Source organism: Vibrio sp. 10N.239.311.G01 (genome assembly GCF_041465805.1).
GTDB lineage: Bacteria > Pseudomonadota > Gammaproteobacteria > Enterobacterales > Vibrionaceae > Vibrio > Vibrio crassostreae_C.
This window is the reverse complement of the sequence record NZ_JBFSRM010000036.1, coordinates 12,872-36,408: the sequence shown is the minus strand read 5'-3', so window position 1 is coordinate 36,408 and position 23,537 is coordinate 12,872. Positions and strand designations below refer to the sequence as shown.

Below are 23,537 nucleotides of genomic sequence, written 5' to 3'. Positions count from 1 at the left end.
ACGTACGGTTCTTAGAGGGGCGGCACTTGGTAACAAGTGTCGTCTACTCGACAGATGCTTCGTAGGATGAATTTTTACCTTTGGCACTTCCTATCTCGAAAGTGCCTTAAACGTTTCATTAGGTATGGCACGAGTAATACAACTAGCTAATGTGAAAAACAGGCACATTACTCACCAAACAGCGATAAAAAAAATTCGTTTCCAACTTTTGAAATAGACCCAGTAAAGCGCAGTGTTATTTTTTGTTATTGTGGATCTACATGCCCAGAACAAGTATAGGACTGACCATCAACACCACGAATTGCGATCTGGTAGTTCAGCGCCAATCCATTACCAACGATGTCTGACAGGCCCTCAGTTTCTGGATTGTTCATACGATCGTGGTACATCTGACAAACGTGTTCTTCACCATGCCATTTTGATTGCACCTCTTCGATTCCATCAGCCTCGATGTCTACGCGAGCAACTCCATTTGTGCGCTTTGCTGCTTTGGTCGTGATGATCGTCGTCGTCATTGATGTATAACGGATACCATCGATTTTCGAACTGGCTTCGGTAAGTTGGTCGTGGTCTGCGTGTGTGATAATTGGGTCAGACACGAAGGCGTTCGCAGCCTTTACCTTTAAGCTGGTACAGCCAGTAATTGTCATAAGTGCAAGTGCGATAGCTGTTAAACCAATGGTTTTGATTGAGGTCATTTCATTGTCCTGTTAGTCATTCTGTCTGGGATTTACTATAAACAATAAAACACTGTATTATTAGTTCAAGCTATGAATACTAACTTACCGAGAATGGAAGGCCGCGACTAGGATTGGTTACTTGTTTAAGGCTGCTCTAAGTCTAACTCTTCACGTGGTAGGTCGTGAATGTCCTTTGGGATTCGTATCATAAAGGGCTATGTTAGATCCGGGTTATCCATAAACTTTGTCAAATTAGAAAAAACGTAACTCAACTTTATCCAAACCCAATTCAACACACCCAAAACAAAAAGGGATTAGTATCTCTACCAATCCCTTCACTACTTATTTATAAAGTAACGGCTCTTACTCTCTACAAACTCTCAATTGCCTTTTGTACCGCAGGGCCAATCTGACGCTTACGCGAAGTGACGCCTTCTAGGGTCAGCATATCGCTTGTTGGTTCAGCGTTGAAAGCCGATTTAATCACTTGATAGTCGCTTTCATCCACCCACAATAAGTTAGCTTCTTTGTTCTTAGTGTCTGTGATGGAGAAGAACAGATGCTCTAAGCCGTTCTCTTCTTTGTAGGCTTTCATTGCCGCCAAAAGTTCGTCTTTACGGTCAATCAGTTGTTGAGCCGTTAGCGTTTCAGCCACACCAATACCCACCTGTTTGCCACCGTATTTAAAGTTTTTGTAATCCAGCGTCAAAATGGTCTCAGAAGAAAGGTGACTGAGATCCGACTTAGCAATCAGCATCTGTTGACCGAAGTCTTCTATATCTGAAATGCCTGCAACCTTCGCTAGCTTCTCTGCGTATTCACGATCATGCTCAGTCGTGGTTGATGATTGGAATACCACAGTATCAGAAAGGATTGCGCCTAAGCCTACACAAGCAAGGTGCTTAGGTAGGGTCACATCCAACTTTTCAGCGTTGTCAGCAAGAATAGTTGCAGCCGACCCCCAACCTCGAATATCCATTTCGACAATCTGTGGGGTGTTAATCGGTGAGCCACCAATCGCGTGATGATCAACCACAGCAACAATCGATGCTTGGTCGATAGTTGGCGCTAGCTGAGTGACCTGGTTGAAATCCACCAGCCCCACTCGATATGAAGAGTAATCTGTCTCTACGCGTGGAGATTCAGCATTACAGTAGTTCAAGATGAAGGTGGATTCTGGATTGATAGGCTCTGGTACTGTCGCTGTACCGCCATAGATATGAGCCGCGAGCATCGCAGACATTACCGTGTCGCTGTCTGGGCTTAGGTGCCCTGTCCATACGAGATCTTCACTGTTTTCATTGGCAGATTGTTGAAGACTGAAAGCATAGCTTGCTGAGCTAAAAGACATAATTAGGGCTGCAACGACAGGGGTTAGCTTCACGGGTATTTCCTTATTTGAATGCGATATAGAAGCCCATAAGCTAAACACCAAAAATTTCAGAACCGTGTCACTAATATTTCAGATTTACTTCAGTGAGTAACGAAATGTAATTTCCCTCTCTTTGAGAGTCTTCTTCTCCCATCAATTGTACCTCCCCCTTTCTATTACACGCCCGCCACAACCAATTTTGGATTAGTTCAGCTTTTCATTATTTCACAATGAATTTCAATGAACCCTAATGATAAGAAAGCTAAGATACTGATTTATTTACCTCATAACATCATCAACCCACATATTAGAAATAAGATAATCTTATTAAAAATGGATTATCGAAAGGCACAAATAAGGCTACAAAGCAGCCTTATTGAGTAAGCATAAATGAGCTATTGATTCACCGATATCGAGGTTCTGTTCCTCCCCTTTCCCACTACTGGTAAGGGATCGGAGATGTAAACCAAGGGGAGGTTAGGAGGGAATTCTAGTGTTTGTATCGAAAGGTATTGCTGTCATCAACAATCTCGATTTTGACAGGCACGGTGCCTTGTTTAACGTTGCCGATTTTTGCAAATGCCTTGTGCGACAGGTCGATCACTCGGCCTTTTACATAAGGGCCTCGATCATTAATTTTCACATCAACAGACTTGTTATTGTTTGTATTGGTCACTCTCACGATAGTCCCGAATGGCAAGGTTTTATGAGCCGCAGTAGTCGCATTCATATTATACGTCTCACCACTTGCTGTGAGCCTTCCATGGAATTTATCGCCATACCAAGAAGCTTTACCAGCAAGAGCATGTGACTTGGCATATTCCTTTGTTTTAGAACTGCCGACAGCCGACGTTGAGGTGCATCCGGCTAATATCATAAGGATAAGAGCGGTAAAGATAATATGTAATTTTTTCATGTGGTTTGTGTGCGCTAATCTCTGCATGTTTCTCTATTTTCGTTGTTGTTGGTTAGCAATATAATGCTGAGTATAGTCACTGCTCAGCCAAGGCTACCATTCGGTATGATGACGGAATGTTTTCATGAACGACACTTTCTTCCGTCATATTCATGAAAGGTTTTATCGTCAAAACGTCAACTTTAACAACGTCTTAAATCTGTATATTTCTTAATCGCTTCATGTAGATAAGTCACTCAGCCAAACATCCAAATACAAAAGCGGATTGGTATCTCTACCAATCCTCTTTAGGGGTAATTCGTTTTTCTGCCTTAAGCGCAATTGTCCGTAATCAGTCACCTACGCTTCTTCTCGGCTGTATAAGTTACGCTTTACTGGTTTGTACCGAATTCGTCATCGATTTGGCTTTAGTTTCAGGCACCAAAGACATCAACCCGGTAATAACAAGAGCAGCAACACCCGACATCGTGACTGGCGAGCCAAATATGCTTTGCACTAGCTTGGGCGCTTCTTTCAATAAATCCGGCACTAGCATCACCCCAAGCCCTAAACCTAATGAGATGGCAATCGTCATGATTCTGCGACGATCCAGCTTCTCACTAGCGATAATCTTGATGCCCGCCGCAGCAACCGTACCAAACATCACCAATGTCGCTCCGCCTAATACTGGCTTTGGAATCGTCATTAATACCGCGCCTAAGATGGGAAATAGACCTAATAGAAACAGAATTGCCGCAATGAAGTAGCCAATGTAACGACTCGCAATCCCAGTAAAATGGATCACGCCATTGTTCTGGCTGAAAGTCGTGTTCGGAAAAGTATTGAATACCGCTGCGATGAGCGAGTTCACACCGTCACCTAGCACGCCCGCCTTGAGTCGATTGATGTATTTTGGACCCTTAACTGGTTGGCCTGAGAACATGCTATTGGCGGTAAGGTCACCCGTCGTTTCAATAACAGTAATCAAGTAGATAAAAGCAATAGGGAGGAAGGCTTGCCAATCAAAAGCGAAGCCATATTTAAATGGGACTGGGATACTCAATAGCGGTTGAGATGCAAAAGAAACCATTGGCGCTTTGCCCATCAGAATAGCAACGCCCCACCCTACAACCAATCCGACTAAAATCGACGACAGCCTTACCATGGTGTTGTTGCTTAGGTTAAGTGCCACTATGGTTCCGAGCACAATCGCACCCAACATCAGATTGCTTCCAGAGCCAAAATCTTCTGCGCCAACACCACCAGCAATATCTGTGACGCCAACTTTAATCAAAGAGATACCAATCGTGGTGATAACGATTCCGGTTACAACTGGGGTGATCACCACTTTCAACTTTTCGATAAAACGCGATAGGACAATTTCGACAAACGCACCGAAGAAACAAACGCCAAAAATGGTCGCCAGCATTTCATCCGGGCCACCGCCATTCGCTTTAACAAGGAAGCCCGCACCTAATACAGATCCTAAGAATGCAAAGCTGGTTCCTTGGACACAAATCATCCCTGCACCAACTGGCCCTATTTTTCTGGCTTGGATAAAGGTACCTACCCCAGACACCATTAATGCCATGCTGATCAGATAAGGAGTGTGTTCACCTAACCCTAAAACACCGCCAATAATGAGCGTGGGTGTGATAATTCCAACAAAGCTGGCTAATACATGCTGCAGCGCCGCGTAACTGGCTGCTTTGACTGATGGTCGATCGTCCAACCCGTAGATCAATTCACTGTTCTGTTCCATGTGACTTCCTTTATGTATTTCTTATTGTATACAATTTACATAAAGGCAATAGAGCAACATATATGCCAATGGTTTAACATAATATTTATCAATCAGTTAAGTTTTCAATCAGTCCAATGTTGCACTATAGAGCAACAATGTCGGCTTGTTTTAGTGCAACCGATAGTTTATCCGATGTTCCCAAATTTAGCCCTACAGACACAAAAAAGGATTGGTATCGCTACCAATCCTCTTTAGGGGGTGTTTCGGTTTCTACCTTATGACAGGCAAGTAACGCGATTACTCGTAATCAGTCGCGTACGTATCTTCGTATGTGTGCGAGTAGAATTCGAATAGGTTGCCAAACGGGTCTTCTAGGTAAACCATTTGTGCTTGTTTTAGTTCGTCTTCTGGGTGGTAACGCATGATGTCCATACGAACCTTACCGCCATACTCTTCAACGCGCTTGATAGCTGAATGAAACTGCTCTTTTGGAAGCTGTAGACAGAAGTGGAAGATGCCTAGGCGAGAGAAATCAACTTCGTGACGTTCTTGGCGTTCTTTCATTTCGAACAACTCAACACCGATACCATCAGATGTGACTAGGTGTGCAATGTTGAAGCCTTTGAAGCCTTCACCAAATACTGCGATACACATGCGGCCGATTGCTGATTCGCGCTCTTCCATTACTTTGGTGTTGTTCATTACGATTCTTAGACCTAAAGCTTTCGTGTAAAACTCAACGGCTTTGTCCATATCGCCAACCATGATGCCTACGTGATTCATTTTCATAACTTGCTCCAAATTCGTTTTTAATTCTGTGCGTTTCGAAGACTGGCTTCGATGTTTCGTTTCGATGAAGAGAGTATATGGAGATGCGACGATTAACTGAAATTATCATAAATTATATTAATGATAATTTTTTGTTATTTACAGATTGGTATAACAACTCAACTCGCGTAAAGAAACCGTACTTCCCCTTACCTACATAGATACTGAACCAAATACTGCTTACCTAAATAGAGAACAACCTAAAAAGCATAGCTACTCAAATTGGGGTTGCTGATGTTTGATGGCTTTTGTTAATCGTTTTTGTTGATAGCTTTTACCGATAGTCCTTTCCTTTCGAAGATAGGATTCGCCTATTGAATCTATAGAAATGTCCGATTTCACTAATTTCCGGTGGCAATGCAATATATCTACATCGACGCGGGATAGCGTTAAACACTATAAATTAGAAAGAGAGTCAAATCATGATCAACACAGAAATCAAACCATTCAACGCAACAGCATTCAAAAACGGCGAATTCGTAGAAATCACTGAGCAAGACGTTAAAGGCAAGTGGGCTGTATTCTTCTTCTACCCAGCAGACTTCACGTTTGTATGTCCAACTGAGCTAGTTGACCTACAAGACAAATACGCAGAGCTTCAATCTCGCGGCGTAGAAGTTTACTCAGTATCAACTGACACTCACTTCTCTCACAAAGCATGGCACGATACTTCTGACAAAATCGGCACTATCGAATACTTCATGGTAGGCGACCAAACTGGCAACATCACAAATAACTTCAACGTTATGCGTGAAGGTCAAGGCCTTGCAGACCGTGCAACGTTCCTAATCGACCCTGAAGGCGTTATCCAAGCAATGGAAATCACAGCTGAAGGCATCGGCCGTGACGCAGAAGACCTACTACGCAAGGTTAAAGCAGCACAATACGTAGCCGCTAACCCAGGTGAAGTTTGCCCAGCTAAATGGAAAGAAGGCGAAGAGACTCTAGCTCCATCTCTAGACCTAGTAGGCAAGATTTAATCTAAGCCTAGCTAACAAGAATAGCTAAACGGTTCTACAGGCGCGCTTCGGCCCCCCTCCTAAAGGGCAGTCGCGCGCCACCCTTTCAAAACATCAACACCACAATATTTGCCGACTTGCGCCCCCTTTTTATTTTCCTTTTTCAGCAAGAAGGTATTGGTCAATACCAAGACACAGAATTTAAGAGCAGGCACGATTATGTTAGATCAAGCAATGAAGCAGCAGCTAAAAGCATACCTAGAAAACCTAAAAACCAATGTTCAGTTAGTGCTTAGCCTGGATGGCAGCGACACCGCGAACAAACTTCAAGATCTGGCGAATGACATCTCGTCTTTAACCGATAAAATTGAAGTGACTCGCGATGACAGCGCAAGCACTCGCAGCCCTATCATGCAGGTCGTGAACCAAGAGAAAGGCACCGCGATCGGTTTTGCCGGTTTGCCAATGGGTCACGAATTTACGTCACTGGTTCTAGCACTGCTTCATAGTGGTGGTCACCCTATCAAGCTTGAAGCGGACGTAATCGAGCAAATTAAAGAACTCGATCAAGAGCTTAATGTAGAGATTTTTATCTCGCTCTCATGCCAAAACTGTCCAGAAGTGGTTCAAGCCTTCAATATGATGTCGGCGATTAATCCTCTGGTTAAGACAACGATGATCGACGGCGCAGCATTCCAAGATGAAGTGAAGTCTCGCGACATCATGGCAGTACCAAGTGTATTCGTTAATGGTGAGCTATTTGGTCAAGGCCGTATGTCACTGGCTGAAATCCTTAACAAGGTTGATTCAGGCGCAGCGGAAAAGAAAGCAGCAAACCTAAACCAACAAGCACCGTTTGATGTATTGGTTGTCGGCGGCGGCCCTGCAGGTTCTTCAGCGGCAATTTATGCTGCACGTAAAGGCATTCGTACTGGTGTGGTTGCTGACCGATTCGGCGGCCAAGTGATGGACACCATGGCGATTGAGAACTTTATCTCAGTAAAAGCGACAACTGGCCCTAAATTAGTGGCAAGCCTTGAAGAGCACGTAAAAGAGTACGGTGTTGAAGTGATGACTGAGCAGCGCGCTGCAAACATCATTGCAGCAGAAGACACTGAAGACGGCTACATCCACGTTGAGCTAGAGAGCGGCGCAACACTACGAACTCGCACGGTTATCACAAGTACCGGTGCTCGCTGGCGTGAAATGAACGTTCCGGGTGAGCAAGAGTACCGCAATAAAGGCGTCGCTTACTGCCCACACTGTGACGGTCCTTTATTCAAAGGTAAGAAAACAGCGGTTATTGGTGGTGGTAACTCAGGCATCGAAGCGGCAATTGATTTAGCGGGTATCGTTGAACACGTAACCGTACTTGAATTTGCAGACACATTGCGTGCCGACCAAGTGCTTATCGACAAAGCGAACGCAACACCAAACATAGAAATCATCAAGATGGCACAAACAACGCAAGTGATTGGTGATGGCAACCGTGTAACCGGTCTGGAATACAAAGACCGCAACACCGATGAACTTAAACAGATTGAACTCGCAGGTATCTTTGTTCAAATCGGCCTGATGCCAAACAGCGAATGGTTGAAGGGTTCGAAAGTTGAGCTCTCACCACGCGGTGAAATTGAAATTAACGCTCATGGCGCAACATCAATGAAAGGTGTGTTCGCAGCGGGTGACGTAACAACCGTACCTTACAAACAGATCATCATTGCGATGGGTGAAGGTGCGAAAGCAAGCTTAGGTGCATTTGACCACCTAATCCGTAACTCAGCTCCAGTTAAAGAGGCTGAAACCGCTTAACCTTTACACTGAAAAGCTTAAAGCTTTTAACTCAAGTTCCTTAAATATTTGTTAACTTAATTCTTTACTGTTAACGACTTAGTCGACATTTAGACGCCACTCCTATGGATTTAGGAGTGGTTTTTTTCTTTGTGATTTACGCCGGTTGATAAAGCATAAAGGCAACCACCATCGCTAAGCTTCCGCCCAAGCAACGGTTCACAAACATCATCTGTTTTGGTGATTGCAGTAGCTTTTTAAGCATGGTGCCGCAATACGCCCACACCAACATGCACGGTACACCGGTAATCACCATACCCGCGATAATGGTCACGACTTGAATCAAGTAATCTGCATTCGGAGTGATGAACTGCGAAAACACGGTTAATGACGCTATCCAACCTTTAGGATTTAACACCTGCACCAACACACCCGACACAAAGCCTGAACGATTGTCAGTGGTGCTTTCTTCGATTTGCATATTCGCAATCGACCACGCCATGAACAGCAAATAAGCCGCACCCGCGTATTTCAAAATGTTGTATAGCTCTGGGTAAAGGGTAAATAGGCTAACCAAACCGACACTAGAACCCGCCAGTACGATGATGATGCCAACAGCGTTCCCAGAGATAAAAGGTAAAGTCGCAGCAAATCCATAACGACTTGAAATCCCAAGTAATGCGATATTGCCTGCCCCAGGGGTAATTGCTATTGATGTTGAAAATAGCAAGAACGCCAGCATTAATTGAGAGCTCATTTCCTCTCACTCCTAATAAGTAAAGTATTTATAGGGGGAGAGTTTACAGATTCGACTAGGAATTAAATTGCTATATAGGCTAATATTAATCCAAATTTGAGCAAGACTTTTCTAAAATAGCCATGAAACAGAAAGAATCCACCAAAGAAGTGTTAGATGACACAGATATCGCCATCTTAGAGCATATCCAGCAAGACGGACGCATGAGCAACAGCAAGCTCGCAGAGAAGGTCAACCTCAGCGAAACCCCATGCTGGCGTCGTTGGAAACGCATGGAGGAAACTGGCTATATCGATGGTTACGCCGCTAAGCTGAATCGTAAGAAATTAGGCTTTCATGTGGCTGGTTTTACTCTTGTGACCTTGGGTAACCATGAAGTTGAAAACACAGAACCATTCGAAGAATTTGTCGCGGTAACCGATTGGATTCCTATGTGTCACTGCATTGCAGGCGGCGCCGATTACATGGTGCAAGTGTTGGCCAAAGATTTGGAAGAGTACTTTGAGCGTATTAGCTCGATCAGACGAGTCAAAGGCGTGAGTGCGATTCAGTCGAACATCTCAGTAAAAGAGTTGAAAAACAGCTATCGATTACCGCTTTCAGATTAGCTCCCTAAAACACATAAAACAAAAAGCCCAGCCGCGATAGATTTCTAAAGTCTAAGGCTCTGGGCTTAACGTTATTATTTACTGGGTTAACTGGCTTAGCTATTCACAAGGATGAGCTAAATGGATCAAGGCTAAACCACCGAGTGATGTTTCACGATATTTCTTGTTCATGTCTTTACCGGTTTGGTACATGGTTGCGATGACCTTATCGAGTGAGATCAAAGACTTGCAGTTTCGCTTCAATGCCATGCGAGATGCATTAATTGCCTTCATCGCACCCATCGCATTTCGCTCGATACACGGCACTTGAACCAAGCCGCCAATTGGGTCACAAGTCATACCCAATGAGTGTTCCATCGCGATTTCCGCCGCAATACAGATCTGCTCATTGCTGCCACCGCGTAGTGCCGTTAATCCCGCAGCCGCCATAGAGGATGATACGCCTACCTCACCTTGGCATCCCACTTCCGCACCAGAGATCGAAGCGTTAGTTTTGTACAGAATACCAATCGCGCCCGATACCGCTAAGAAATCTTTTAACTGCTTAGTATCCAACTCTTTAATGAAGCGATGGTAGTACATCAACACAGCAGGAATAACGCCCGCCGCACCATTGGTTGGTGATGTTACCACTTGGCCACCAGCCGCATTTTCTTCGCTAACCGCAAACGCAAACAAGTTAATCCAATCCATGATTTCCATTGGGTCGTTTTCAACCGCCGCATTCGCTTCTAACTTTTTCAGTAGGTTAGGCGCACGACGAGTTACGTTCAAACCACCATCAAGAATGCCTTCGGTTTCAAAGCCACGCTCCATACAACGACTCATCACTCGCCAGATTTGATCCGCTTTCTCTGAAATAATGTCAGCGCCTTCGAACTCCGCTTCATTTTTTAGAATCATACCACCGAGGCTCATCCCACTATTGTCAGCTTGTTGAAGCATTTCATCGGCGTTTTTGAACGGGAAAGGAACTTCTACCGCTTGGGTTTGAGTACCATTTTGCAGTTCATCAGCAGTTGCGATAAAACCGCCGCCAATCGAATAATAAGTTTCATCGACAATCACGTTGCCACTCTGGTCAAACGCAGTAATCATCATGCCATTTTCATGCAGAGGCAGATTGTCTTTGTGGAACAACATGTCGGTTTCGTAGTTGAAGGCAATGTGCTTGGTGCCCGCTAAATCCATCTCACCACTGTCTACGGCATGACGCATTGCTTGGTTTGCGCTGGTGATTTTGATGGTGTCTGGTTTATTGCCTAGTAGCCCCAATATTGTAGCTCTGTCGGTGTGGTGACCTATGCCAGTCAATGACAAAGAACCGTATAAATCCACCTGAATACGCGTCACTTCTGCGATTTTATCAGCGATTAATTGTGTGAAATGGAAACCCGCAATCATTGGGCCGTTGGTGTGAGAGCTCGATGGCCCAACACCAATTTTGTAGATATCAAAGATCGATAACATAGATATACCAGTAAAAAATCGGTCAATTAAGAAAGAGCGGCATAAAGCCAATCAGGGATAACAGTACAAGCAGCAATCGTCACAACAGCGAACACCAACAAGCCATAATGACTCGCGGTAGGCTTTGCAAACAAATGCTTTTGCTTTTCTATAAATTCATTTTGTTGCTCGGTTACCTCTCCCCAGAAGCGGCTCACAACAACACCTAACACTAAGAAAACCACAGTGCCAATCAAGGCAAACCAAGGCCAAGCTATTCCGCTGTATTTGGCGATGAATACGACGGCCACACTGCCAATACTGCCCGCAATTACGCCTTTCTCGTTTGCTTGTTTGAAGAACAAACCCAAGATGAAAGAGCCAAGGCGAATACCAACAAAAATAGAGGTTAAGCTCGCAATCGTTTTAAGCACTGATTCATTAGAAACAGCCAGTAACGCAGGCACAACAACCGACGCTGCAGCAACCAGGCTCATTTTTCTAGCCACTGATTCATAGTGCGCGTCAGAGGCTTGCTTACGGAAGAAGCGCTTATAGAAATCGAACGTTGCGACCGTCGCCATTGAGTTATAGGTGGAATCCAATGTCGACATTGCCGCAGCCGAAAGTGCTGAGATCACCAAACCAACAATGATTGGGTTGGTATGGTTAAACACAAAATCGAGAATCACTTCGTTGCTGTTTTCAAAACTGCTGTCTTGATAAAAGACACTTAACAGCACCCCCATCACAGCAAAGAACAGATAAACAAAAAATGCGCCGTAGCCACAAAGCAACATCGATTTTTGCGCTGTTTTAACACACTTAGTCGCCAATGTTCTTTGAATAATCAGTTGGTTAGTGCCATACACACTCAGGTGCAAGAAGCTCACAGCCACTACGCCGGCCCACAATGTGGTATCGACGCCTAAGTCAAAATCGAGATTGATGATATTCAAATGTTCAGGAGACAACATCTCGCCCGCATCGATTTTCATCAGCAATAAAACAAAGATCGCAATGCTGCCGATAATCAACACTGCTGACTGAAGCATGTCAGTCCAGATTACAGTCGAGATACCACCCGCATAGGTATACAACGCAGTAAATACGCTGATGTAGATGATCGCCTCAGAGATACTCACTGGCAGCACTTGCACTAAGATCAGGGCTACCGCATACAGAATAACCCCTGCCGAAATACACTGAACCACAATGAACACGATGGAATTGATCGTGCGAGCAACAACGCCAAAGCGGTGCTCTAGGTATTCGTAAATCGAGGTTAGGCCGAGCTTGTAAAACACCGGAACAAAGAAAAGCACAGTGAAAAAGATCACTATTGGATAGTTCAAATGTACGCTCATCGCTTCCATGCCTGAGCTATAAACCCAGCCCGGCATGCCAACGAACGTCATTGCGCTGATGTAGGTTGCAAGAATCGACACACCTGCCGTAAACCAACCAAACTGTTTTCCACCAGTCGAAAAGTCGCCACCGACGCTATAGCGCCTATTAACTAAGTAGCTGATAAACAAAGTAGTTAGCACATAAAGAGCAATAACCACAAAACTTGAGTACGTAACCATTTTTAGATTCCGTTTATTGTATGTCGCAATTAATTCGCTGCCAATAGTACTCAAAAATGGATGTTTTCCCTCAAAAACCCACAATAAGTGTGACTATTATCACTAAGATAGACGATTAAACACTCAAATCGCCCCACAAAGCACAAAAACCCAGTTAAATGAGATCAAGATCACTAAAATGCACAAAATGGGTACGCACTCATTTTAAAATTGACTTTGATCACGGATCTAATAACCACAAAAATTCTATTATCTCTCCCGAAATGAAGACGGTGTGATGAAGCTAAATAATCAACACACAATAATTAAAACCAAAACCACCCTATATAAAATAAAGGTTTATCGGTCATGACCATTAAAAAACACATGAGCGAAGTTCCTATGATTCAAAGGGTAGCCGCATATCTAGCAATTCTAGTAGGTTACTTTTTTTATTGTTATAACTTTGTAATTATTGACTACGTACGCCCATACATTGTGGAAGAATATGCTGGTATTAGCCTTTCTGATACCGCTCAGTTCTACACTTGGCAGTCTGTTGGTGCTCTGATTGGTGCACTGAGCTGTGCATGGTTCGCAACCAAGTTCGGCAAAAAGTCCACGCTAGTAGCAATTACGGCATTAAACGGTGGTGCAACCATCATCAACATGATGTTTACCGACTACGCCACTTGGGCCGCAATGCGTTTCATCATTGGACTGTCTTTAGGCGGTTACTTCACTGTAGCTGTATCTTTGATGATTGGCCTATTTACACCAACGGTTCGCGGTAAGTTGACTGCTTTTGCTTCTTCAATGTTCTCTGTTGCTTTAGTGGCAATGGGCGCTTACGCAGCCTTCATTACAAGTGTTGATGCACCTTGGCAGAGCCTAATGTGGGTAGGTGGTATTCCACCGCTTGTAGCAGCAGCGTTAATGATCTTTGTATTACCAAGCGACAAAACAGTGATCGCCTACGGTGAAGAAGATCAACAAACCACAACCAATGCAGCTGGTGAAGTAACCGAAGCTAAAAAAGGTTCTTGGGGTGAGATGTTAAGCAAGCCTTACCGCAAAATTACGATTACTTGTTTACTTCTTTCTGGTCTTAACTTCTACGGATTCCAATTCTTCGGTGGCTTTGTAACTACCTACCTGAAAGATGTTCGTATGTTTGATGGTGCAACCATCGGTTTGATCTTCTCTATCTCAGCATTTGGTTCACTCTTCGGTGCTTGGTTCTGGGGATGGGCAGCAGATAAGTACGGTCGTAAGATCAACGCGTTCGGCTTCATCCTCGCAGGTATCATGGTTTCTATCTTCTTTGTCGCACCTGGTGACATGATGATTGGCGGCCTAAACATGCTGGCTCTTCTAGGTCTTATCTACAACTTCGGCCTGTCTGCTTCTGCAGTATGGGGCGGTTACTTCTCTGAATTGTTCCCAGCACGCTTGCGTAGCTATGGTGCAGCTTTATTCCATGGCGGTCGTATTATCGGCATGTGGGCACCAATGGTTCTTATCTTCATCCAAGAGCGTACCGACCTACAAACAGCAATGTGGGGCTCACCAATCGTATGGATTATCGCCGGCCTACTATGGCTAACACTGCCTGAAACTCTAAAAGGTGGCGTCTTCGATAAGAGCAAAAAAGCTGAAGCAGCAAAAGCTTAATTCGACACTCATACGCTGAAGTTCAAATACGAAAAGTTTAAAGCCAGCTGATAAATCAGCCGGTAACAAAATCCAAATCGAGTCCTGTTCCGAATGTTGACTCGACAACACAAAGAGAAATTATTATGTCTAAATATCAAGAAGCGAAACGCATTGTTCGTGAATACTTCGATGCAATGGAAAACGCAACTCACGAGAACGTTGCTGAAGTTTTAAAAGCACACACTTCTGAAGATTACTTGTGGCGCGGTGTTTACCCATTCCGTGAGCAAGAAGGCGCACAAGCAGCAGCTGACGTATTCTGGGCACCAATGATGAAGTCAATGACTCGCATGCAGCGTCGTCAAGACATCTTCATCGGTGGTAACAACGAAGTTAACCCAGATGAGATTTGGGTAATGAGCATGGGTCACTTCATGGGTCTATTCGACGCTGAATACCTAGGTATGCGCCCAACTGGCAAGATCATGAACGTTCGCTACGCAGAATTTAACTGTGTTGTTGATGGCAAAATCACTAAGACAGGCCTGTTTCTAGACCTACTAGGCATGATGGATCAAGCGGGTTGCTACCCACTTCCACCATCAACTGGTAAGCACTTCGTATACCCTGGCCCACGTAACCACGACGGTCTGCTATTCGAAGACGCGGCTCCAGAAGAAGGTGTTGCGACACTTGCTCTAGTAAACAAAATGGTTGATGACCTGTCTGCTCTTAACGACAGCGGCGCGATGGGTTGCCCACCAGAAGTACTAGCGAAGAGCTGGTCAAAAGACATGATTTGGTACGGCCCATGTGGTATCGGCGCGTCTTACACAATTCCTCGCTACCAACAACAGCACCAACTTCCTTTCCGTAACAACCTGAAAGACAAGAAGTTCAACGGCCACGTTTGTCGTTTCGCTGAAGGTAACTTCTCTTGTTTCTTCGGTTGGCCAAACCTATCAAACACACCAACAGGTGGCTTCCTAGGTATGACCGGCGGTGAAGTACGTGCAAACATGCAAGTAGTTGACGTTTACTACCGTGACGGTGACAAACTGTCTGAGAACTGGGTTCTTATCGACCTTCCTTACTGGCTACAACAGCAAGGTCTAGATGTGTTCGAACGCACTTCAAGCATCATGAACCCAACGCTGTAATCGATACGCTTTAATCCAAAAGATTGAAACGAAATAGTGGCGACCTAAATAGACATCTGATTTAGGTTGCCACGCTTACTGGGGGACCCTTCTCGCTCCTAGTAAGTGCTCCAACCAATTCATTATTGCTCCACTAATAACTGAATCTACTAGTGCCTCATGGATGGGGTACACCCTGCCAAACCATTACCAATATAACGGGCTTGAAAGCACGGTGGCTTTCTACGGCCTGAATAAAGAGAATTACAATGAAAAAGTCGATTCTTTCAGCAGTGATCCTGACAGCACTTACCTCAGGTTCTGCTTTTGCTGCACACACTTTTACCAATGACGCGCGCGATAGCCTTACTTTAGACGGTCGTTTCGACGTTCGTTACCAAGATAAGGGCGGCGACCACAACGGTGAGTGGAACAGCGGTAGCTCTCGTTTCGGCCTTAAAGGTCAAATGGGACTCGATAACGGCTGGACTGGCTTTGGCCATGCTGAATGGGGTTACAACTCAGGTGCTAACGGCGACAATATTTACGACCGACTTCTATACGCAGGCGTAGAGCACGACAAATACGGCAAGATCGCAGCAGGTACTAAGCAGTGGTCTACTTTTTATGACGTCGCATGGTACACCGACTTAGGTCGTGTCTTCGGTACTCGCGGCTCAGGTGTTTACAACCTATCTGACTGGGGTATTGCATCTGGTACAGGTCGAGCAGAAAACTCCATTACTTACCGTAACTCAATCAACGACCAAGTAAGCTACGGCTTCACTTACCAAACGACACGTGAAGAAGTGGCACTAGCGAGTAATGCGACAGCTTCATTGAAAAACGGAATGGGTGCGTCAATCACTTACAAACCGGTTGATGGCGTAACACTAGGTGCAGCTTACCACCAAAATGAAATTGCAGACCTAGACTCAGGTGTGGTTGGCGTAGAAAATGGCGACAACATGCGCATCATGCTATTGGGTGCGAACTACAGCAACGGCGGCTTCTACGCAGGTGCCACTTTCCATGTTGGCGAAAACTGGGAAGCTGTAAGCCAAGGCGGTACGGATGTAATGTTCGATACCCTAGGTGGTGAAATCTACACGTACTACCACTTCGACAATGGCCTACGCCCTACGTTGAACTACAACTACATGGAAGATCGTGATGACCAAACAGATGGCTATGAGCGTAACCTGCTTATCCCTGGTGTTGAATACCACTTCCAGAAGAACAAATTCCTAGTTTGGACTGAATACCAATTCGACCTAGGTAAAGATCAGCTCGTTGGCAATAAATTCGAAAACAGAGATGACCAATTCGCTGCAGGTATTCGTTACTACTTCTAACGCCCAGTTAGTCGATTCATAAATTCTTTAAACAAAGCTCTGCTCTTACGCAGAGCTTTTTTGGGTCATACCCAGAATAATATTCAACACTCTCTATTAACCCTTATTTTTCATCCAATCATGGCATATTGTATTTTTGAGTACGTACCTAATTATGTTACTCTATGCACAATCAATTTGGTTCAAAAGTATGGTCTATGAGCTCTCCAAAACACTCCACGGCGTCAAAGCCAACCGTCACCTCTAAAGATGTCGCTAAACTTGCTGGCGTTTCTCAATCAACTGTATCTCGTGTATTTGTCCCGGGCAGTTCAGTGTCTGAAAAGACCAAGCAAAAAGTGTTCGATGCAGCAAAATCGTTGAACTATCGTCCCAATGCCTTTGCCCGCAGTCTGACGACAAATGAGTCCAAATTGATTGGCTTAGTTTTCCCAGATGCCGACTACCCTATCCACATGAAAACTCTGCAGCTTATCTCTACTGAGCTACAAAAGCAGGGTTACTCTGCGGTATTGATTCCTTGGCAAGTGGATGGAAACGACAACCACTCGATTCCTAATATCTTCCAATACCGAGTTGATGGCGTAATTGCTGCTTCGGCGACCTTTAATAAGTCGCTTTATGAAGAGTGTGAAGAGTTCAACATCCCCATTGTTCAGTATGCTCGTGTAGTTGAGGGGACTAAGAGTAGCCATGTAATAAGTGACAACTACGCCGCAGGCCAAGTCGCCGCTCAACATTTACATAGCGTAGGAACAAAGTCAGCGGTTTACCTGACAGGTAACGTGCCAACCTACACCAACGGCGAGCGTGAATCGGGCTTTTGCTCAGAATTCGAAGATCTAACAGGCAAGCAAGCTCGTGTTATTGAAGCTGACTATGACTACCTTGATGCTCTAGATACCATTCGGACTCTGTTTTCAGAACCCACACATCCTCAAGCGATTTTCTGTGCGACAGATAACCTCGCGATGGCAGTAATGGATGTGGCGCGCTTAGAATTTAACCTGCGTATTCCAGAAGATCTTCAAGTGATTGGTTTTGACGATATCCCACAGACTCAATGGTTGAACTACCAACTCACTACCTTCAAGCAAGATTTCAGACGCCTTGCACGTGAATCAGTGAAAATTGTCGTTAGCCAGATTCAAGAGCAAGACACAAGCTTGGTTAAGCTGATGGTGCCAGTGAAGTTCATTGAACGAAACACGACGCTAAAACAGAACCAACGTTAAGACGCTTTCAAACAAAAATCCCGCTCAGTGTGAGCGGGATTTTTTATGATATTTAACTAGTTACCTACACCACCGGTCTTCTCTGCCGGAGAGTCAGGCGTCACTGGAGGCCACTCTTGGAAGGTTGCTAGATGTTGTTGGACAGCCGCTTGTGCCGGGCCAAATGCCCACATTTTTTGTCCCATCCATTTTAGGTACATGCCCGACTCTTCCGCCGCTCGCTCGTATGGGTCACGACGTAAGTTAAACAGCAATGGTGCGTTTAGCTCTTCTTTAGGGCCACTCCAACCGTGGTTTTGCACGATGAAATGCGCCTTCCAATCACCAACACGAACCGCTTGCAGCTTGTCTCGTTCGTAGTAGTAGATCTCTTTACGGTTTGACTCGCCTTTCTCGGTCAGCATATCCACTTGGTTGTAACCATCAAGGTGCGCTTTAAAGCCATCGTGACCTTTCAGCAGTTTTTCTTTTAGATCCGTTGGACCACCAGCCGCAGCGACAAGAGTGGGTAACCAATCCATACCATCAAAGATGCCATTGCCTACAGTACCCGCTGGGATTTTACCCGGCCAGCTAACCAATGCAGGGGCTCTTACGCCACCTTCCCAAGTTGTGCCTTTCTCACCGTGATAAGGTGTCATACCGCCATCTGGCCAAGTCATGATCTCTGGGCCGTTATCGGCAGTGAAAATGATGATGGTGTTGTCAGCAATACCGAGTTCTTCCATCTTCGCCATCATCTCACCGACGTGATCATCAAGATCTTTCATGACCACTTCTTGGAGTCCCCAACCGTTTTGACCGAGCATCGCTTCGTATTCAGGTGACAGGTGCGTCCAAACGTGACCGCGTGATGGACAGTACCAAATAGGTGTGAGATGGATAACGCAGATCAATAAGGATTGGAAGTTTCACGCAACCATTGATGCAGGGCTTGGTAGTGACACCAACTTTACCTCATCTCTGTTAACTGGCGTGCGATACCAGATAAACAGTTGGTCTGACTTAAATGTTGCCTACAAATCGACCTGGGTTGATTACGAAAACAAGGGGACCTTTGAATACGATACCGCATCGCAAGGGTTCCTGATTGGTTGGGCTGCTCAGTTCTAGTCAAACAATAAGAGGTAAGCCTGATATCGTTAGGCTTACCTGACAATGTCAATCTTTCAAGAGTTAATGCCGGTTTTAACTAACGAACAAGCAAAACTACCCACCAACGACCTAGTTATTCACAGTGTTTGGAACTACGCACTCTTTCTTCATGATAGTTAAGCCGGCCTCGAGAGTTTCTGTCCAAGCTTGTTCGACGCTTTCATCGTAGTGAGGGTCATATTTTTTAACTGTATTGAGTAACGAATTGAACCACTCGTTGAGTTCTTGCTCAGAGATATCCATTCCTAAATCTTTATGTCGCTTCCCAAGCTTTTTTACCGAGTTTCGTACGCTCGGCAGACCCGCAGAGTTATAGATAAGAATGATCGAGGCTTTAAGCATCTTGGTTTGTTGCTCTAACCCTATATTTTCAAAACGTTCTGAAAACCTTGGGTTATGCTCGCAAAAATCAGCCAAAAACGTTTCGAGAAATTCTTGGTCAATCCGGCAGCGCTCAAAACTTTCATAAAACAGTTCGTTCGGTTTCATCTAGCCAGTCCTTTGCAAAATTTTGAGTTATCGGGAAGCTAACAAGTCCAGAGCCGCAACTTAGCCAACTTCGAACCATCAATATGATCTAAGTATACGCCACTGTGGCATAAAATGAACGATGGCATAACGTAAACTACGGCATAAAGTGCGTTGCACAAATCTTGTTTCCATCAGGATCTCGCAAATAAGCCATGTACAAACGACGCTCGTCAGAACCTCTCGCTCCGGAGCCATTTTCAATGCTGGTACCGCCATTTTCGACGCCAACTCGATGCCACTCATCTACAACTTCAGGAGAAGACGCAAGAAAACCCACCGTCATACCGTTGCCGTGAGTCGCAGGCTGACCATCAATCGGCTTCGTTAAGCCCAACACACCCGTTTGGCTAACGTAAACACAGCGCCCTTTGGGATCAACAGAGCCTTCGCTATAACCAAGCACTTTCATGATTGGGTCATAAAAAGCCTTCGCGCGTTCAATATCATCGGTACCGAGAAAAACATGGCTGAACATAACTAACCTCTTCTTTTATTGAAAGAACCATCTAAACTAGACCTATAATTCGTGTTTGTCTAGGCACGCTATTCGGTCACAACTGTTGCTTAACCCATTGAGCAAACACCTGAAACTTAGTTCGCTGTTCCATGCCTTTCGGGAACTCAGTTAGTCTGTTCAACAATTCGTTGTGCGCCCTGCCCTTGGTCATGCAAGATATCATCAGGATTTAGCAAGTTGCACTTTTGCATACTCAAGCATCCGCAACCGATACAGCCGGTTAAGTTCTCTTGTAGCGATTTAATCTGCGCCATTTTACTGTCGAGTTGCCCCTGCCACTTCTTAGCAACGCGCTCCCAATCTCGCTTAGTCGCGGTATGGTTCATCGGCAGTGTCGATAATTCTTCGGTGATCTCTTCCAGCGTGAAGCCTATCGACTGCGCGACTTGGATCAACGCAATTCGTCTCAACATCGCCGACTGATAACGGCGCTGATTTCCGTTAGTACGAATCGAAGCAATCAACCCCTTGGTTTCGTAAAAACGTAACGCCGAAGGAGCCACGCCACTGCGCTCAGCCAACTGGCCTATGGTGAGGTATACGATGTTTCTCATTACGACACTATCCTTGAGATCATAAATATTTAAAGCTTACTTTAACTTTAGAGTAGCGACCTATTGTTACCTTAACCAATTAATGTCCTTAAACTTTGACAACGGGCGCAATGAAAAGCAATCGTGAACATGGCTGCTTTGTTTTATTGTGGTGTTCTCGCTCTCTAAATCTGACTCATGATCGATTTCAGGCTCTCGGCCATTTCGGCATTGATGATCTCACCCGTTTCTACATTAAAGTTGTCGTAGAAACTTGGCACCGACATCGACCCCTTCACATCTGCATCAAAGTAAGGTGCCGAATTTACCGCAGACGACAACACAGAGTTTGCGCCGCCTGGGCCTGGTGATGTGGAGAGCATCACAACAGGTTTGCCTTGGTACACTTTCATGTCGATTCGTGATGTCCAATCAAACACATTCTTAAAGGCTGCGGTGTATGAGCCGTTATACTCTGCAAAAGAGATGACCACAGCATCTGCTTCGCCAATCTTGCTAAAAAAGCGTTGAGCGTGTTGATGAACACCTGAATCTTGCTCTCTTTTCTCGCTGTAAATTGGCATCTCGAAATCATTAAGGTCGAGCACCTCGACTTGCGCGCCTTCGACTAAACCTGCGGTGTACGCTGCAAGTTGTTGATTAATTGATGTTGTACTGTTGGTCGCGCCAATCGCTAATACTTTCATTGTTGATCCTTGTTCATTTTTCTCACCTTTTTGCACTCATGACTTCAATTACGGAGCTCAAAATTCATAACTGAAGATTCGTAACGTCTGTTTGATAACATCAAAACCTGCACTAGGCGACAAGGTGATAGATTGTGTTTTTAGATTGGGGATGATGATAAAACCTCAAGTTAACTTAAGGTAAAGTGATATTTTAAAAAAATAGGAAATAATTTAAAAACACTTATAAAGCAGTTAATTACGAAGGATTAAACATCGATTGGCATTGCACAGGCAAAAATAAGCACACCCAAAATACAGTGAGTGTGCTTTATCGAAATACTATTTACTTAAATTGGTTTAGTGAACTGACACCAGAGTAAGCGACTCCGGATAGCTCGGCCATTTCGCGATTCCACGTTGCCAAATCGTGAAGGTTAAGCTGATTCAAATGATCATGACCACACGCTCTCGCCATCACTTGCATCAATTCAGTCGAGGCTTCGAAGAAATTCTTCAATTGATTCGATGCCTTCTCGACATTTAAGCGTTGGCGTAAATCGGCTTTTTGAGTCGCGATGCCCGCCGGGCAATTATTGGTGTTACACATTCTGGCAGCAACACACCCAATAGATTGCATAGCACTGTTTGAGATAGCGACTCCATCTGCACCAAGCGCCATCACTTTTACGAAGTCCATTGGAACACGAAGCCCACCAGTAATGATTAAGGTGACTCTGTCACTTACGCCTTGCTTGTCTAGATAGGCTCTGGCACGAGCAAGCGCTGGAATGGTCGGCACACTAATATGGTCACGGAACATTTCTGGCGCCGCCCCTGTACCGCCACCACGCCCATCTAAGATGATGTAATCGGCACTGGCATCAAGCGCGAACTGAATGTCTTCTTCGATGTGATTGGCACTTAACTTAAAGCCAATCGGGATACCGCCTGTCACCTCTCGAACACGGTCGGCGAACTTTTTAAAATCCTCGACCGTGTTAAGGTCGACAAAGGTGGGTGGAGAAATCGCTGCCGTGCCCGCTTCAATGCCACGCACCTCCGCGATCTTGCCTATGTTCTTCGCGCCCGGTAAGTGCCCGCCCGTTCCGGTTTTGGCACCCTGCCCGCCTTTAAAGTGGAAGGCTTGAACGTTTTTGAGCTTAGCTTCATCGTAACCAAACTGAGCACTGGCTAATTCATAAAAGTAGCGAGAGTTCGCCGCTTGCTCTTCGGGTAACATACCGCCCTCACCGGAGCAGATACCCGTCCCTGCGAGTTCGGCACCTTTCGCCAATGAGACTTTTGCTTCTTCAGATAGCGAGCCAAAACTCATATCAGACACAAACAAAGAGATGTCCAATTTGAGTGGCTTCTTCGCTTTGGGGCCAATAATCAGTTCAGTTCCAACGGGCACATTCTCCAGCAAAGGCTTGGTGGCCATTTGCGCGACCATCACTTGAATATCGTCCCAGTGAGGCAATAGATGTCTTGGAACGCCCATGGAGGTCATTGGCCCATGATGTCCAACCTTGGATAAACCATCACGCGCCAGTTGATGAATAAACTCGACGGTAGGTTCTTCTTTGGTTGCGCTCGCAGCTGGCGACAAATCTGGCGCAGCCGCTTGAATGTGAACCTCCGGGCCTTCTTGCCCAACTTGTTCCGCTGTGAACTGTTTATGAGTGCCATCGCAGAAAGGAAGGTTGTTGGAATACTTACAGCGACAAAGGTAGGCGTCTCCGCTCTCTTCGGCGACAAAGCTTTTCGGTTTGAACCCCGTACCAGCATGAGAACCGTCACAAAACGGTTGGTTTTTCGACTTCCCACAGGTACAGAAGTAATACTTCTCTCCCTTCGTCAGCTCTACTTTAACGGGTTTGTTATCCGCAATTACTGGACTCTTCATAGTTCGCTCACCTTTTCTTTCTTATGATTTGATGACTGAAGCGATGACTTGCTCACAAGAGTAAAGTAAAGGTGAGATACCCAGCGAATTCAATAAATGAGACTGATAGACAAGGTGAGTAAACCGACTAAAAACAGTCATGACCGACTGAGCTCAAACAAAAATGGCTA

The 23,537-nt window shown here is 45.1% G+C and carries 20 protein-coding genes and 2 pseudogenes; 8 read left to right on the top strand and 14 right to left on the bottom strand.

The window, feature by feature from the left end; genetic code table 11:
* Window positions 1-245 precede the first annotated feature (245 nt).
* The 5 genes from AB6D06_RS20745 to AB6D06_RS20725 all read right to left on the bottom strand — a co-directional run bounded on the left by AB6D06_RS20745 (window position 246) and on the right by AB6D06_RS20725 (window position 5,480).
* Window positions 246-698, bottom strand: coding sequence for a hypothetical protein (locus AB6D06_RS20745; RefSeq protein WP_017089087.1), 453 nt, complete (start codon window positions 696-698; stop codon window positions 246-248).
* Between the two features lie 352 nt (window positions 699-1,050).
* Complete coding sequence (locus AB6D06_RS20740; protein WP_372111684.1) at window positions 1,051-2,064, bottom strand: manganese-dependent inorganic pyrophosphatase; 1,014 nt, start codon at window positions 2,062-2,064, stop codon at window positions 1,051-1,053.
* A 478-nt stretch (window positions 2,065-2,542) separates the two neighbouring features.
* Window positions 2,543-2,995: a septal ring lytic transglycosylase RlpA family protein gene (locus tag AB6D06_RS20735; protein ID WP_102320537.1), complete on the bottom strand. Its 453-nt coding sequence runs from the start codon at window positions 2,993-2,995 to the stop codon at window positions 2,543-2,545.
* A gap of 337 nt (window positions 2,996-3,332) precedes the next feature.
* Window positions 3,333-4,709, bottom strand: a complete 1,377-nt coding sequence (locus tag AB6D06_RS20730) for a uracil-xanthine permease family protein (RefSeq protein WP_372111681.1) — start codon at window positions 4,707-4,709, stop codon at window positions 3,333-3,335.
* 279 nt (window positions 4,710-4,988) lie between these two features.
* A complete protein-coding gene (locus AB6D06_RS20725; protein ID WP_029222246.1) occupies window positions 4,989-5,480 on the bottom strand; it encodes a VOC family protein in 492 nt (163 codons plus the stop codon).
* A gap of 461 nt (window positions 5,481-5,941) precedes the next feature.
* On the opposite strand from AB6D06_RS20725, the gene ahpC reads away from it, so the two are divergent.
* The gene (ahpC, locus tag AB6D06_RS20720) at window positions 5,942-6,499 is read left to right on the top strand and encodes an alkyl hydroperoxide reductase subunit C (protein ID WP_016798107.1); all 558 of its coding nucleotides are present in this window, start codon (window positions 5,942-5,944) and stop codon (window positions 6,497-6,499) included.
* A gap of 198 nt (window positions 6,500-6,697) precedes the next feature.
* A complete protein-coding gene (gene ahpF, locus AB6D06_RS20715; protein WP_229648050.1) occupies window positions 6,698-8,290 on the top strand; it encodes an alkyl hydroperoxide reductase subunit F in 1,593 nt (530 codons plus the stop codon).
* Between the two features lie 136 nt (window positions 8,291-8,426).
* On the opposite strand, the gene AB6D06_RS20710 is transcribed toward ahpF, so the two are convergent.
* Window positions 8,427-9,026, bottom strand: a complete 600-nt coding sequence (locus AB6D06_RS20710; RefSeq protein WP_229648049.1) for a LysE family translocator — start codon at window positions 9,024-9,026, stop codon at window positions 8,427-8,429.
* A 122-nt stretch (window positions 9,027-9,148) separates the two neighbouring features.
* Between AB6D06_RS20710 and AB6D06_RS20705 the strand changes: the two genes are divergently transcribed.
* Window positions 9,149-9,634: an Lrp/AsnC family transcriptional regulator gene (locus AB6D06_RS20705; RefSeq protein ID WP_017065258.1), complete on the top strand. Its 486-nt coding sequence runs from the start codon at window positions 9,149-9,151 to the stop codon at window positions 9,632-9,634.
* A gap of 99 nt (window positions 9,635-9,733) precedes the next feature.
* Here AB6D06_RS20705 and AB6D06_RS20700 read toward each other — a convergent pair whose 3' ends face one another.
* Window positions 9,734-11,104 (bottom strand): L-serine ammonia-lyase, encoded by a 1,371-nt coding sequence (locus tag AB6D06_RS20700; RefSeq protein ID WP_136979737.1) that lies wholly within the window; start codon window positions 11,102-11,104, stop codon window positions 9,734-9,736.
* Window positions 11,105-11,130: 26 nt separating this feature from the next.
* Window positions 11,131-12,672, bottom strand: coding sequence for a sodium:solute symporter family transporter (locus tag AB6D06_RS20695; RefSeq protein ID WP_017065256.1), 1,542 nt, complete (start codon window positions 12,670-12,672; stop codon window positions 11,131-11,133).
* 348 nt (window positions 12,673-13,020) lie between these two features.
* Here AB6D06_RS20695 and AB6D06_RS20690 point away from each other — a divergent pair, with 348 nt between their 5' ends.
* The 4 genes from AB6D06_RS20690 to AB6D06_RS20675 all read left to right on the top strand — a co-directional run bounded on the left by AB6D06_RS20690 (window position 13,021) and on the right by AB6D06_RS20675 (window position 18,036).
* Window positions 13,021-14,325 (top strand): MFS transporter, encoded by a 1,305-nt coding sequence (locus AB6D06_RS20690; RefSeq protein WP_017104144.1) that lies wholly within the window; start codon window positions 13,021-13,023, stop codon window positions 14,323-14,325.
* A gap of 125 nt (window positions 14,326-14,450) precedes the next feature.
* Entirely contained in the window at window positions 14,451-15,467 is a 1,017-nt protein-coding gene (locus AB6D06_RS20685) for a nuclear transport factor 2 family protein (RefSeq protein ID WP_017065254.1), read from the top strand.
* Window positions 15,468-15,715: 248 nt separating this feature from the next.
* Window positions 15,716-16,801, top strand: coding sequence for a porin (locus AB6D06_RS20680; RefSeq protein ID WP_372111675.1), 1,086 nt, complete (start codon window positions 15,716-15,718; stop codon window positions 16,799-16,801).
* Window positions 16,802-16,998: 197 nt separating this feature from the next.
* On the top strand, window positions 16,999-18,036 hold the full coding sequence (locus AB6D06_RS20675; RefSeq protein WP_017065252.1) for a LacI family DNA-binding transcriptional regulator: 1,038 nt from the start codon (window positions 16,999-17,001) through the stop codon (window positions 18,034-18,036).
* Between the two features lie 56 nt (window positions 18,037-18,092).
* Here the strand turns inward: AB6D06_RS20675 and AB6D06_RS20670 are convergent.
* Window positions 18,093-18,902: pseudogene (locus AB6D06_RS20670) on the bottom strand (sulfatase-like hydrolase/transferase); the annotation flags it as partial.
* Here AB6D06_RS20670 and AB6D06_RS20665 point away from each other — a divergent pair.
* Window positions 18,898-19,149: pseudogene (locus AB6D06_RS20665) on the top strand (DUF481 domain-containing protein); the annotation flags it as partial. The pseudogenes AB6D06_RS20670 and AB6D06_RS20665 sit on opposite strands and share 5 nt — an antisense overlap.
* 111 nt (window positions 19,150-19,260) lie before the next feature.
* Here AB6D06_RS20665 and AB6D06_RS20660 read toward each other — a convergent pair.
* From AB6D06_RS20660 to AB6D06_RS20640, 5 genes are all read right to left on the bottom strand, one after another.
* A complete protein-coding gene (locus tag AB6D06_RS20660; protein WP_017065249.1) occupies window positions 19,261-19,680 on the bottom strand; it encodes a globin in 420 nt (139 codons plus the stop codon).
* 136 nt (window positions 19,681-19,816) lie between these two features.
* Entirely contained in the window at window positions 19,817-20,197 is a 381-nt protein-coding gene (locus tag AB6D06_RS20655) for a VOC family protein (protein WP_372111671.1), read from the bottom strand.
* Window positions 20,198-20,343: 146 nt separating this feature from the next.
* Window positions 20,344-20,793 (bottom strand): redox-sensitive transcriptional activator SoxR, encoded by a 450-nt coding sequence (gene soxR / locus AB6D06_RS20650; RefSeq protein ID WP_017062186.1) that lies wholly within the window; start codon window positions 20,791-20,793, stop codon window positions 20,344-20,346.
* A gap of 164 nt (window positions 20,794-20,957) precedes the next feature.
* Entirely contained in the window at window positions 20,958-21,479 is a 522-nt protein-coding gene (locus AB6D06_RS20645) for an NADPH-dependent FMN reductase (RefSeq protein WP_017062187.1), read from the bottom strand.
* A gap of 325 nt (window positions 21,480-21,804) precedes the next feature.
* Window positions 21,805-23,367 (bottom strand): glutamate synthase-related protein, encoded by a 1,563-nt coding sequence (locus AB6D06_RS20640; RefSeq protein ID WP_372111667.1) that lies wholly within the window; start codon window positions 23,365-23,367, stop codon window positions 21,805-21,807.
* Window positions 23,368-23,537: the final 170 nt, after the last annotated feature.